We start from the raw sequence: 12,998 nt of genomic DNA on the forward strand, positions 1-12,998 counted from the left end.
GTTGCCGTGAGGGCGTGGCAGACCCGCCCTCACACCACCCCGGCAGCCTCCAGCACGCGCCGCACCGCCCGGTCCAGCGAGGCCCGCACCGCGTCCGGGTCGCCGAGCGCGGCGGTCATCACGGCGCCGTCGCGCAGCATCATCAGCGTCGCCGCGTCCTCGGCGGGCTCGGGGGCGCCCGCCTCCGCGAGCAGCCGGGCGACCAGCCCCCGCAGCCAGACCCGGTGGGCCACGATCGCGCGCGAGACGGGGTCGGCCGGGTCCGGGTACTCTGCGGCCGCGTTGAGGAACGGGCAGCCGCGGAAGCCCGGTGAGCAGAGCTGGTCGCCGAGCGCTCCGGCCACCCCCGCCAGCGCCTCCCGTGCGCCCAGGCCCTCCAGCGCGGCCTCGGTGAAGGCGCGGATCTGCTCGTCGGTGGCCTGGACGTAGCTCAGGACGAGCTGCTCCTTGCCCAGGAAGTGCCGGTAGAGCGTCGCCCTGGTGGTGGACGCCTCCGTGACGATCCGGTCCATGCCCACCGCGTGGATCCCCTCGGCGTAGAACAGCCGGGCCGCGGTGGCCAGGATGCGGTCACGCGGCGGCGCGTCCGCGGCGGCGTACGTGACGAGGGGAACGGCGGGAGGGGCACTCATGTCCTTGACGGTAGCGGACGGCACCGCGTAGCGTCCTGGCGAGAAAGAACGTTCTGTATCGTCACGTTCTGTATCGTCATCTCGACGACCTGAGCCCGCCCCCTGTGAGAGGACCCCGCCATGCCCGTGCCCGAGACCGGCGCCCCCGCCCCCGACTTCGCCCTCCCCGGAGTCCTGCTCACCGGATCGGGCGAGGCCGAGCGCGGTGAGTACTCCCTGTCCGCGCACCGCGGCGCCCCCGTCGTGCTCGCCTTCTACCCCGGGGACGACACGGCGGTGTGCACCAAGCAGCTCTGCTCCTACACCTCCGACCTGGACCGCTTCCGCGACCTCGGGGCGACGGTGTGGGGCGTCAACTTCAGCGACCTCGACAGCCACGAGCACTTCGCCCGCAAGCGCGACCTGCGCTTCCCGCTGCTCGCCGACACCGAGCGCACGGTGGCGAAGGCCTACGGCATCACCATGCCCGGCCTCGGCCTGAAGCGCTCGGTCTTCATCGTGGACGCGGAGGGCATCGTGCGCTGGAAGCACGTCGCCCGCATCGGGCTGACCTTCCAGGACACCGACACCATCACCGCGCAGCTGGCCGCGCTCGCCCCGCGCTGAGCCGCGGCGCGGCCGGGCCGGGGTGGCCCGCGCCACCCTTCCGGCCGAGCGTGAAGCTGCGCTGTTGCCGAGCTTAAGAAAAGATCGATGGACTGAACGCTCGAAGCCGGGCAGATTGCTGTGTGCCCGGCGCATCGCGCGAGCCGGCGCCGACGGGCGCCGCCGCTCCGCCCGGGCTCCCTCGTGCCCGGTCCGCGTCCCCCCGCGCGGGCCGGGCCACATCGTCTGCCGGCAGGAGTCGCAAGAGTGAAGGCACTGGTGAAGGAGAAGGCCGAGCCCGGCCTGTGGCTGCGGGACGTCCCGGAGCCGGAGATCGGTCCCGGGGACGTCCTCATCAAGGTGCTGCGGACCGGCATCTGCGGCACCGACCTGCACATCCGTGCCTGGGACGGCTGGGCCCAGCAGGCCGTGGGCACCCCCCTGGTGCTCGGCCACGAGTTCGTCGGCGAGGTCGCCGCCGTGGGCTCGGACGTCGAGGAGATCAAGCCCGGTGACCGCGTCAGCGGCGAGGGCCACCTCGTCTGCGGCAAGTGCCGCAACTGCCTGGCCGGCCGCCGCCACCTGTGCCGCAACACGATCGGCCTCGGAGTCGGCCGGGACGGCGCCTTCGCCGAGTACGTCGCGCTGCCCGCCTCCAACGTGTGGGTGCACCGGGTCCCCGTCGACCTCGACATCGCCGCGATCTTCGACCCCTTCGGCAACGCCGTCCACACCGCGCTGTCCTTCCCCCTGGTCGGCGAGGACGTGCTGATCACCGGCGCCGGCCCGATCGGCATCATGGCCGCCGCCGTCGCCAAGCACGCCGGCGCGCGCAACGTCGTCATCACCGACGTCAGCGAGTACCGCCTGGAGCTCGCCCGCAAGGTCGGCGTCAGCCTCGCCCTCAACGTCGCCGAGACCACCATCGCCGACGGCCAGCGCGAGCTCGGCCTGCGCGAGGGCTTCGACATCGGCCTGGAGATGTCCGGCCGCCCCGAGGCCATGCGCGACATGATCGCCAACATGACGAACGGCGGCCGCATCGCGATGCTGGGCCTGCCCGCGGAGGACTTCTCCGTCGACTTCGCCAAGATCGTCACGTCGATGCTCACCATCAAGGGCATCTACGGCCGCGAGATGTTCGAGACCTGGTACGCCATGTCCGTGCTGCTGGAGGGCGGCCTCGACATCGCCCCCGTGGTCACCGGCCGCTACTCCTACCGCGACTTCGACGCCGCCTTCGACGACGCCGCGAGCGGCCGCTGCGGCAAGGTCGTCCTCGACTGGACCGCCTGACCCCTCCCGGCCCCCGAGGCACGGCCCACCGCACCACCCGCAGCTTCCCAGGGAGAACCCCGATGTTCGACTCCGTCCGCGACGACCTGCGCGGCACCCTCGACGAGATCCGCGAGGCCGGGCTCTTCAAGCCCGAGCGCGTGATCGGCACACCGCAGAGCGCCTCCGTCTCCGTCACCGCCGGCGGCGTCCCCGGCGACGTCCTCAACTTCTGCGCCAACAACTACCTCGGCCTCGCCGACCACCCCGAGGTCACCGCCGCCGCCAAGGAGGCCCTGGACCGCTGGGGCTACGGCATGGCGTCCGTCCGCTTCATCTGCGGCACCCAGGAGGTCCACAAGGAGCTCGAGGCCCGGCTGTCCGCCTTCCTCGGCACCGAGGACACGATCCTCTACAGCTCCTGCTTCGACGCCAACGGCGGCGTCTTCGAGACCCTCCTCGACGAGAACGACGCCGTCATCTCCGACGCGCTCAACCACGCCAGCATCATCGACGGCATCCGGCTGTCCAAGGCCCGCCGCCTGCGCTACGCCAACCGCGACATGGCCGAGCTGGAGGCCCGCCTCAAGGAGGCGTCCGACGCCCGCCGCCGCCTCATCGTCACCGACGGGGTCTTTTCGATGGACGGCTACATCGCGCCGCTGGACGAGATCTGCGACCTCGCCGACCGCTACGACGCGATGGTCATGGTCGACGACTCCCACGCGGTCGGCTTCACCGGCCCCGGCGGCCGCGGCACCCACGCCCTGCACGGCGTGATGGACCGGGTCGACATCATCACCGGCACCCTCGGCAAGGCCCTCGGCGGCGCCTCCGGCGGCTACGTCGCGGCCCGCGCGGAGATCGTCGCGCTGCTGCGCCAGCGCTCGCGCCCGTACCTGTTCTCCAACTCCCTCGCGCCGGTCATCGCCGCGGCCTCCCTCAAGGTCCTGGACCTGATCGAGGACTCCGAGGACCTGCGCACCCGCCTCGCGGAGAACACCGCCCTCTTCCGCTCCCGCATGACCGAGGCCGGCTTCGAGATCCTGCCCGGCGAGCACCCCATCGCCCCGGTCATGATCGGCGACGCCTCGGAGGCGGGCCGCATGGCGGAGCTGCTGCTGGAGCGCGGCGTCTACGTGATCGGCTTCTCGTACCCCGTCGTGCCGCACGGCAAGGCCCGCATCCGGGTCCAGCTGTCGGCCGCCCACTCCACCGCGGACGTCGACAAGGCGGTGGACGCATTCATCGCCGCGCGCGCGGCCCTGGCAGGATGAATGGGTGATTGACGCACGACGGCTGCGGACCCTGCGGGCCGTGGCGGACCACCGTACGGTGACCGCCGCGGCCGCCGCGCTGTACCTGACCCCCTCCGCGGTCTCCCAGCAGCTCGCCGCCCTGGAGAACGAGACCGGCCACCGGCTGCTGGAACGCGGCGGCCGCGGCGTCCAGCTCACCCCCGTCGGCGAGATCCTGCTCGCCCACGCCAACACCGTCCTCGCCCAGCTCGAACGCGCCGAGGCCGAGCTGGCCGCCTACACCTCCGGCGCCGCCGGCCAGGTGACCGTGGCCTCCTTCGCGACCGGCATCGCGCTCGTGCTCGCCCCGGCCATCGCCGCGCTCGGCGGCACCGCCCCGGGCATCCACATCCGCGTCCGGGACGCCGAGGGCGACGAGTCGCTGCCCATGGTGCTCGACGGCCGCGCCGAGATCGCCGTCGCCGTCGAGTACCGCGGCGCCCCCCGCGCCGACGACCAGCGGCTCTCCCGTGTCCCCCTGTACGCCGAGCCCTTCGACGCGGTCCTCCCGGCCGGCCACGCCCTCGCCGACGCCGGGACCGGCACCGTGCGCGTCGCCGGCCTCGCCGACGAGACCTGGATCGGCCCCTACCCGGGCAACCCCTGCCACGACGTGGTCGTCCTCGCCTGCGAGTACGCCGGTTTCCAGCCCCGCCTCGAGCACTCCTCCGACGACTTCCGCGCCGTCGTCGCCCTCGCCGCCGCGGGCGTCGGCGTGGCCCTCGTCCCGCGCAGCGCCCTGCGCGACATGGACCTGTCCGGCGTCGCCGTCCGCGCGGTCGACGACGTCGTCGCCACCCGCCGCGTCTTCGCCGCCGTCCGCCGCGGCGCCGAGGACCACCCCCTGCTCCGCCCGGTCCTCGACGCCCTGCGCGACGCGGCCGAGGGCGCGGGCGACGCCGACGGCACCGCCGGGTCCTGATTCCCCGAATCCCCTGGAGAGCCGGTCCCTGAATTCGGCCCTTTGCGGGTTCTCCGCCATCACGGGTTCGGCCTCTTCGGCCATTTCCGGGGCTCGCCCCGCGGGGGAGTTGGATCGCAGCCCGGCGCAGGTCAGAGGCTCACCCGACCCTCTCGCGGAGTCACCCTCGAGGCCGATCGCAAGGACGGCGGAGGCAATTCCCCTCCGGCCGGGAAGTTCGGGGGACGGATGCGCCGGTACCCATTCATCCGCAGGCTGCCACCGGCTTTCCGGATGCGGCCTCGGACATCGCCCACGGCGCCCACGTCCAAGGTCGCGTCAGGGTGCTGCGCCGTCCGGTGGGGTGACCGGGAGGTGTGAACTCCCGGGGAACATCCCGTGATTGTCGTTGACATGACAGGCTCTACGCGCGTCATCCTGAAGCCATGAGAATCCCCCCACGGATCCTTCGCCTCGGCGCCCTGGGCGCCCTCGCCTCGGCCCTTCTCGCCGGCGGCCCGGCCGTCGCGACCGCCGCACCGGCGCCCGCCGGCGCCGCGGCCGCGGCTGTCGTCCAGGCCGCGTCGGTCGGCGACATCTGCTACTCCGACCTGCCGTCCCAGGCCTACACCACGCTCCGCCTGATCGACCAGGGCGGCCCGTTCCCGTACCCCCAGGACGGGACGGTCTTCCAGAACCGCGAGGGTGTGCTGCCCGCCCACGCGAACGGCTACTACCACGAGTACACGGTCAAGACGCCCGGCTCATCGACCCGGGGCGCCCGGCGGATCGTCACCGGCCAGGGAGCCGACGAGGACTACTACACCGCCGACCACTACGTGACCTTCGACCTGATCGACTACGGCTGCTGACGCGGCCCCGTCCACCGTCCTCGGGGCGGCGCCCGGTCGGTCCCACCGGGCGCCGCCCTTCGGTGCGTCAGCGGTCCGTCAGCGTTCCCGTGCCCGCGTCCCGTAGAGCCGCTCCAGGACGCGGGCGACGCCGTCGTCCTCGTTGGAGGCCGTGCGGTGGGCGACCGAGGCGAGCACGGCCGGGTGCGCGTTGGCGACGGCGCAGCCCGTGCCCGCCCAGGTCAGGACGGGCAGGTCGTTGGGCATGTCGCCGAAGGCGATGACCTCCTCGGCGGCGATGCCGCGGGAGGCGCACAGGGCCGCGAGGGCGGCCGCCTTGGTGACGCCCCGGGTGCTGACCTCCAGCAGCCCGTGGCCGCCGGAGTGGGTGAACTGGGCCCGGCCGCCCGCCGCGTGCTCCGCCACGGCGAGCAGGGCGTCCGCGTCGAGCGCGGGTGACCAGGCGAGCAGCTTCACGACCGGGCCCGGGCTCGCCCACAGTTGCGCGAGCGAGGCCACGGGGACCTCGGCGCCCGCGTCCTCGGGCAGGTGGTGCCCGTATCCCGGGGCCCAGTGCAGCCGGTGGCCCGTCTCGACGGCGAAGCCGACGCCGGGCGCCGCGTCCCGCAGGGCGGCGGCCACCCGACGTGCGACGGGGACGGGGAGCGGGGTGGACTCCGTGACGGTGCGGCTGCCGATGTCGTACACGATCGCGCCGTTGGCGCACACCGCGGTCCCGGTGAGGCCGGTGGCGGCGGCGAGCGCGTCGAGGTAGCGGGGCGGCCGGGCGGTCACGAGGACGACCTCCGCGCCCGCGCCGGCCGTGGCGCGCAGGGCGTCCAGCGTGCGGGCGGAAAGCGTGCCGTCGTTCCGCAGGAGCGTGCCGTCGAGATCGGTGGCGACCAGGCGGGGGCGGGGCATCGCCGCATCCTACGGAAAGCGGTGCCGCGACGCCGTCCAGGTCACCGAAAGATCGCGTTTTTAAGTTAATTAGCAATTAATATTGACAGGCTTCGGGGGCCCGGCCACAGTTTCCGCCGTGGCACCGGCGCCCGGCACGTCGCCCTCCGCGGGGTGGACGGCCGCGTCCGTCAGGCCGCGCTCCGAGCCCTGTGCGCGACCCGTCCGCTGCGTCTCGCAGCGCATCGCTCCACCCCGTTCCATCCCGTTCCACCTGCGTCAACCGATGCCATCCGGCGCCAACAGGGGTGCCCCCGGGCCTTGTTCGGCCGAGGTCACACCCCTCTCGAAAATAAATTACTAATTAATCTTGACGGGACGCTGACCCCTGCGACAGGCTGTGCCTGCCGCACCCAGAGCCGGGCCGTCAGGGGGCCTCAGCTCCGTTCCGTGGGCACTAAGGGAGTTCACAGATGACCGCCTTCAACGCCAGCCGCCGCCGGTTCCTCGCCGTGTCCGGCGCCGTCGGCGCCGGCGCGCTGCTCAGCAGCTGCGTCACCCAGAGCCCGTCCGCCTCCGGAGGAAAGTCCGGCGGCCCGGTGACCCTGCAGTCCAACCTCTCCTCCCCGCAGGCGAAGACCTCGATGCAGCAGCTCGTGGCCGCCTTCAACAAGCGCGGCGGCGCCGAGGCGGAGCTCAACACCGTCGCGTCGGAGACCTTCCGCACGCAGCTGCCGACGTACCTCACCTCGGCCACCCCGCCGGACATCTACACCTGGTACCCGGGCTCCGTCGCCGAGTCGTACGCCAAGAAGGACCTGCTCCTCGACCTGGACGACATCTGGGGCAAGCCCGAGCTGTCCGGCTACACCGACGCCCTGAAGAAGCTGTGCACCTCGGCCTCCAGCGGCAAGAAGGTCTTCGTGCCCACCAGCTACTACTGGTGGGGCATGTTCTACCGGAAGTCCAACTTCGCCAAGTGGGGCGTCCAGGAGCCGAAGAACTGGGACGAGTTCCTCGACCTGTGCGACAAGCTCAAGAGCAAGGGCGTCGCCCCGATCGGCCTCGGCGCCGGCGGCGACACCCCGTGGGTCGCCTCGGCCTGGTTCGACTACCTCAACATCCGCGTCAACGGTGCCACGTACCACCGCGAACTGCTCGCGGGCCAGCACCGCTTCGACGACCCCGAGGTCCGCAAGGTCTTCGACACGTGGGACCAGGCCCGGCCGTTCTTCGACCCCAACGGCACGGCGATACCGTTCCAGGACGCCACCACCGCCCTCCTCCAGGGCCGTACCGGCATGATGCTCATCGGCACCTTCTTCGCCGACGCCGCCCCGAAGGACGCCCTGGGCGACATCGACTTCTTCCAGTTCCCCATCATCGACCCCAAGGTGCCGGTCGCCGAGGAGGCGCCCACCGACGGCTACTTCGCCAGCGCCCGCAGCAAGCGCGCCGACGGTGTCAAGGAGCTGCTGAGCTACCTGGCGACCGCCGAGGCGCAGGAGCTCTACCTCAAGAACTCCTCCGGCACCGCGCTGCCCACCCACCCGGACGCCAAGGACGCCGGCACCCCGCTGGTGGTCAAGGGCCGCAAGCTCATCGAGAGCGCCGCCGACGTGACGCAGTTCTTCAACCGGGACTCCAGCGACGCGCTCCAGCCGACCGCCGACACGGCGCTGGTGCACTACCTGGCCAAGCCCAAGGAGATCGGCTCCATCCTCACCACGTGGCAGCGCAGCGCACAGAAGATCTGGAGCCAGTGACGATGGCGCTGATCGGCTCCACACGACGGTCCAGGGCCACTCGGGTGCCCCCGGTGGTCCTGGCCTTCGTCCTCATCCCGCTGCTCGTCGAGGCCTTCTGGGTCTTCTGGCCGGCCCTCCAGGGCTTCTACCTCTCCCTGACGTCATGGGACGGCCTGGGGGCCCCGACGTTCGTGGGCCTCGGCAACTTCAGCGAGATGCTGCACGACGAGGTCTTCCGCACCGCGGCGATCAACACGGTGCTGTGGCTTCTGCTCTTCGGCGGGCTGTCCGCCGCCCTGGGCCTCGGTGCCGCGCTGCTGCTCCAGCAGGAGCGGCGCGGCATCGGGTTCTACCGGGCGGCGCTCTTCCTGCCGGTGGTCTTCTCGCTGGTCGCCACTGCCCTGGTGTGGCAGGCCATGTACCAGCCGGACGGCCTGATCAACAACGTGCTGGACGGTGTCGGCCTCGGCAGCTTGAAGCACGCCTGGCTGGCCGACCAGGACACCGCCTTTTATGCGGTCATCGTGCCCGCGCTGTGGCGCCAGGTGGGCTACGTGATGGTGCTGTACCTGGCCGGCCTCAAGGGCATCGACCCCGCCCTCTACGAGGCCGGCAAGGTCGACGGCGCCACCCGCTGGCAGCAGTTCCGGCACATCACGCTGCCGCAGCTGCGCAGCGTCAACGCGGTCGTCCTGTCGGTGATCGTCATCGACTCGCTGCGCTCGTTCGACGTGGTGTGGGCGCTCACCCGCGGCGGCCCGTACCACTCCTCCGAACTGCTGAGCACCTACATGTACTCCACCGCGTTCCAGTCCCTGCGCCTGGGATACGGCTCCGCGCTCGCCGTCGTCATCTTCGTGCTGGCGTTCGGCGTCATCGTGGGCTACCTCGTGCGCGCCTTCCGGGAGGCCGACTGATGACCGCCACCCAAGCCTCCGCGCGCGTCAAGGACCCGGCCGGCCGCGACGGCGGGACCGCCAAGGTCCCGTCCGCGGCGCCCCGTCGGCCCGCGCTGCGCGGCCGCGCCCTGCGCACCACCGGCTTCCACCTCACCGCGGGTCTGCTGTCCGCGCTGTGGCTGCTGCCGATCGCCCTCGTCCTGGTCACCAGCACCCGGACCTTCGACGACATCGCCGCGCACGGCGTCGGCAGCTGGCCGCACTCCTTCACCTTCGACAGCTTCCGTCAGGCGTGGGTGGACGGCGGCCAGCAGCGCGCGCTCATCAACAGCATGCTGGTCACCATCCCCACCGTGGCGCTCTCGCTCGGCCTCGCCTCCATGGCGGCCTTCGCGCTCAGCCGCTACGACCTGCCCTTCCGGCGCGTCCTGCTGCTGCTCATGCTCGGCGGCAACCTGCTGCCCCCGCAGATCCTGCTGATCCCCGTGTCCAAGCTGAGCGAAGTGCTCGGCATCTACGACCAGCTGTACGCCCTGATCGGGGTGCAGGTCGGCTTCGGCGTCGGCTTCTACGTCTTCGTGCTGCACGGCTTCATGCGGTCGATCCCCGGCGAGATCCAGCAGGCCGCCGTCATCGACGGCGCGGGCCCCTGGCAGATCTACTGGCGGATCATCCTGCCGCTGGCCCGGCCGGCCCTGGCCGCACTGACCGCCCTGTCGTTCACCTGGATCTTCAACGACCTGCTGTGGGCCATCACTGTGCTGCGCACCGACAGCCAGATGCCCATCACCGCGTCCCTCATCGGTCTGCAGGGCCAGTACGTGTCCATGTGGAACGTCATCGCGGCCGGCTCGGTGATCGCCGCCGCCCCGACGGTGGCCGTCTTCCTCCGCTTCCAGCGCCACTTCGTGGCGGGACTCAACCTCGGAGCCGTCAAGTGACCACGCACGACCGGTGGCTGCTGCGCACCGACGCCACCACCTACGCCGTCACCCTGGGCGGCGACGGCCGCTGGGCCGAACTCGCCGCCTGGGGGCCGCACGGCGCCGAGGACGGCCCGTCGCCCATGGACTGGTCGCGCCGCACCCACTTCATCACCCCCGCCGACGCCGCCCCGGCCGAGTACATCCCGTACGGGCTGCGGCCGTTCACCGGCGCGGACCTGGTCGCCTCCCGCCCCGGCGGCGACCGCGGGAGCTGGTGGCGGTTCGACGGCGCCACGCAGGACGGCGACCGGGCCCTGCGCCTGGACTTCGCCGACGACCTCCTGGGGCTGCGGACCACGCTGTGCTACGAGACGGTGCCCGGCACCGACGTCGTCCTGCGCTGGACGGAGCTGACCTGCACCGGCGAGGACGAGGTGCGGCTGGAGCGATTCGACTCCGCCGCCGTCAACGTGCCCGTCCAGGGCGGCGCACGGCTGACCTACCTGGCCGGCCAGTGGTCCCAGGAGTTCCAGCTCAAGGACGTCACGCTGGAGCGCGGCCGCTTCGAGATGGAGAGCACCCAGGGCTCGGCGGGCCACGCCTACCACCCCTGGCTCGCCGTCCAGGACGCCGCCGCCCCCGCCGAGGGCGCCACCCCCACCTACGGCATCGCCCTGGAGTGGTCCGGCAACTGGCGGATCACCGCCGACGCCGAGCCCGGCGGCGCGGTGCGCGTCCGGGCCGGCCGGGTGCCCCACGAGGGCGCGGTCCGCCTCGCCCCCGGCGCCACCCTCGTCACGCCGCGGCTGGCCTGCGCGTTCAGCCCGGACGGGCTCGACGGCCTGGCCCGCGTCTGGCACCGCTACGAGCGGCACCTGACCGGCGAGCGCATCGAGCGGCCCCGCAAGGTCCTCTACAACTCCTGGGAGGCCACCGGCTTCGACGTCGACGCCGGGAACCAGTTGGAGCTCGCCAAGGTCGCCGCAGAACTCGGCGCCGAACTCTTCGTCGTCGACGACGGCTGGTTCACCGGGCGGCCGGACGACACCGGCGGCCTCGGCGACTGGGACCCGGACCCGGCCGAATTCCCCGGCGGGTTCGACCGGTTCGTCGAGGACGTGCGCGCCCTCGGCCTGGACTTCGGCCTGTGGGTCGAACCCGAGGGCATCAGCCCCCGCTCCACGCTCTACGCCGAGCACCCCGAGTGGGTGTACCGGATCGACGGCCGGCCCGCGACGCTCGTGCGCAACCAGCTGCTGCTCGACCTCGGCCGCGAGGACGTCCAGGAATTCGTCATCGGCACCCTGGACCGGTTGCTCGGCTCCCACGCCATCAGCTATCTCAAGTGGGACATGAACCGTCCGCCCACCGAGCGCGGTCGCCCCGGCCACCCGGCGGGCGCCGACCCCGAGCGCCAGGACCTCGACGCCGCGCACGTCGCCGGCTACCTCCGCGTCCTGGACCACCTGCGCGCCGCGCACCCGCACGTCACCGTCGAGGGCTGCGCGGGCGGCGGCGGCCGCGTCGAGCACGCCACCATCGCCCGCACCGACGTGGTGTGGCCCAGCGACAACACCGCGCCCATGGACCGGCTGCGCATCCAGTACGGCTACCTCCACGCGCACGCCCCGCACACCATGAGCTCCTGGGTCACCGACGCCCCCGGCGTCTTCGACCCGCGGCCCCGCTCGCTGGCCTTCCGCTTCGTCAACTCCATGGCGGGCGTGCTCGGCATCGGCGCCGACATCCGCCACTGGACGCCGGAACAGCGGGCCGAGGCCGCGCGGTGGATCGCCCGCTACAAGGAGGTCCGCGACGTCGTCCACCACGGCGAGGTCCACCTGCTGGGCGGCCCCGCCGACCCGACGTGCGGGATCCAGTACGAGGAACCGGGCGGTGACCGCCTGGTGGTGACGGCCTGGAACACCGGCCTGCTCGACGGGGCGCCCCTGGTGCCCGGCCGAGCGGCCCGGCTCCGCCTGCGCGGTCTGCGAGCGGACGCCGTCTACACCGACACCGCCACCGGTACCCGCTACAGCGGCGCCCATCTGACCCACTCCGGGCTGCCGTTCGCGTGGACGGCGGAGTACGACGCGGAACTCGTCGTCCTGGCCCGGCAGTGACGACACGGCGAGAATCAGCACACCAGCGATGAAACAGGAGACGACCAGCACCATGAACCCAGCGGCCCGCTTCACCAACCGCGTCGCCGTCGTCACCGGCGCCGCCTCGGGCATCGGCGCCGCCACCGCGGCGCGCCTGGCCGCCGAGGGCGCGGCCGTCGTGCTCGTCGACATCGCCGCCGAGCGCGGCGAGGAGACCGCCGCGCGGCTGCGCAAGGACGGCGCGCGCGCCGTCTTCGTCGCCGCCGACGTCGCGAGCGAGGACGACTGGCAGCGGGTCAGCGACGCCGCGCACGCCTTCGGGCCCGTGGGTGTGCTGGTCAGCAACGCGTACACGGTGCAGGTGGCCCCCGCGCACGAGACGAGCCTCGCCTCCTGGGAACGGCAGTTGTCGGTCAACCTCACCGGCGCCTTCCTGGGCTTCAAGGCGCTGCTGCCCGACCTGCGCGAGCAGCGCGGCGCCGTGGTGCTGACCTCCTCCGTCCACGCCCACCGGGGCATCCCCGGCCACCCGGCCTACGCGGCCAGCAAGGGCGCGCTGCTGTCGCTGTGCGGCCAGCTCGCCGTCGAGTACGGACCGGAGGTCCGCGTCAACGCGGTGATCCCCGGGCCGATCCTGACCGCAGCCTGGGACCGGGTGCCGCAGGCCGAACGCGAGCAGAGCGTCGCGGAGACCGCGGCCGGCCGCTTCGGCACCCCCGAGGAGGTCGCCGCCGCCGTCGCCTTCCTCACCGCCGAAGAAGCCTCGTACATCACCGGATCGAGCCTGCTCGTCGACGGTGGCTGGAGCGTCGTCAAAGCCTCCGCCTGACGGGTGCGCCCTGACGGAGACGGCCGAGACGACGGTCCAGCCCCACCGA

Annotated in this window: 12 protein-coding genes; 10 read left to right on the plus strand and 2 right to left on the minus strand. The window is 72.5% G+C overall.

The window, feature by feature from the left end; all coding sequences use genetic code 11:
- Nucleotides 1-29: 29 nt before the first annotated feature.
- Nucleotides 30-632, minus strand: coding sequence for a TetR/AcrR family transcriptional regulator (locus AC1VWI_RS33475; protein ID WP_499514745.1), 603 nt, complete (start codon nt 630-632; stop codon nt 30-32).
- Between the two features lie 120 nt (nt 633-752).
- Here AC1VWI_RS33475 and AC1VWI_RS33480 point away from each other — a divergent pair, with 120 nt between their 5' ends.
- The 5 genes from AC1VWI_RS33480 (at nt 753) to AC1VWI_RS33500 (ending at nt 5,563) form a co-directional block, all read left to right on the plus strand.
- Nucleotides 753-1,238: a peroxiredoxin gene (locus AC1VWI_RS33480; RefSeq protein ID WP_499514746.1), complete on the plus strand. Its 486-nt coding sequence runs from the start codon at nt 753-755 to the stop codon at nt 1,236-1,238.
- Nucleotides 1,239-1,484: 246 nt separating this feature from the next.
- Entirely contained in the window at nt 1,485-2,513 is a 1,029-nt protein-coding gene (tdh, locus tag AC1VWI_RS33485) for an L-threonine 3-dehydrogenase (protein ID WP_499514747.1), read from the plus strand.
- Between the two features lie 62 nt (nt 2,514-2,575).
- The gene (locus AC1VWI_RS33490) at nt 2,576-3,769 is read left to right on the plus strand and encodes a glycine C-acetyltransferase (RefSeq protein ID WP_499514748.1); all 1,194 of its coding nucleotides are present in this window, start codon (nt 2,576-2,578) and stop codon (nt 3,767-3,769) included.
- Between the two features lie 4 nt (nt 3,770-3,773).
- The gene (locus AC1VWI_RS33495) at nt 3,774-4,712 is read left to right on the plus strand and encodes a LysR family transcriptional regulator (RefSeq protein WP_499514749.1); all 939 of its coding nucleotides are present in this window, start codon (nt 3,774-3,776) and stop codon (nt 4,710-4,712) included.
- A gap of 425 nt (nt 4,713-5,137) precedes the next feature.
- Nucleotides 5,138-5,563, plus strand: a complete 426-nt coding sequence (locus tag AC1VWI_RS33500; RefSeq protein WP_499514750.1) for a guanyl-specific ribonuclease — start codon at nt 5,138-5,140, stop codon at nt 5,561-5,563.
- Nucleotides 5,564-5,641: 78 nt separating this feature from the next.
- On the opposite strand, the gene AC1VWI_RS33505 is transcribed toward AC1VWI_RS33500, so the two are convergent.
- Nucleotides 5,642-6,463 carry an HAD family hydrolase gene (locus tag AC1VWI_RS33505; protein WP_499514751.1) on the minus strand — a complete coding sequence of 274 codons (822 nt, stop codon included), beginning with the start codon at nt 6,461-6,463 and terminating at the stop codon, nt 5,642-5,644.
- Between the two features lie 452 nt (nt 6,464-6,915).
- Here AC1VWI_RS33505 and AC1VWI_RS33510 point away from each other — a divergent pair, with 452 nt between their 5' ends.
- From AC1VWI_RS33510 to AC1VWI_RS33530, 5 genes are read left to right on the plus strand one after another with little or no spacing between them, the layout of a single operon-like run.
- A complete protein-coding gene (locus AC1VWI_RS33510; protein ID WP_499514752.1) occupies nt 6,916-8,208 on the plus strand; it encodes an ABC transporter substrate-binding protein in 1,293 nt (430 codons plus the stop codon).
- Nucleotides 8,209-8,210: 2 nt separating this feature from the next.
- The gene (locus tag AC1VWI_RS33515) at nt 8,211-9,107 is read left to right on the plus strand and encodes a carbohydrate ABC transporter permease (protein ID WP_499516976.1); all 897 of its coding nucleotides are present in this window, start codon (nt 8,211-8,213) and stop codon (nt 9,105-9,107) included.
- On the plus strand, nt 9,107-10,030 hold the full coding sequence (locus tag AC1VWI_RS33520; protein WP_499514753.1) for a carbohydrate ABC transporter permease: 924 nt from the start codon (nt 9,107-9,109) through the stop codon (nt 10,028-10,030). Before AC1VWI_RS33515 ends, AC1VWI_RS33520 begins: the two co-directional genes overlap by 1 nt.
- On the plus strand, nt 10,027-12,138 hold the full coding sequence (locus AC1VWI_RS33525) for an alpha-galactosidase (RefSeq protein WP_499514754.1): 2,112 nt from the start codon (nt 10,027-10,029) through the stop codon (nt 12,136-12,138). The genes AC1VWI_RS33520 and AC1VWI_RS33525 overlap by 4 nt, the downstream gene beginning before the upstream one ends.
- 52 nt (nt 12,139-12,190) lie before the next feature.
- Entirely contained in the window at nt 12,191-12,949 is a 759-nt protein-coding gene (locus AC1VWI_RS33530) for an SDR family NAD(P)-dependent oxidoreductase (RefSeq protein ID WP_499516977.1), read from the plus strand.
- Nucleotides 12,950-12,998 lie beyond the last annotated feature (49 nt).

It is taken from the genome of Streptomyces sp. TOM-9 (assembly GCF_056858595.1).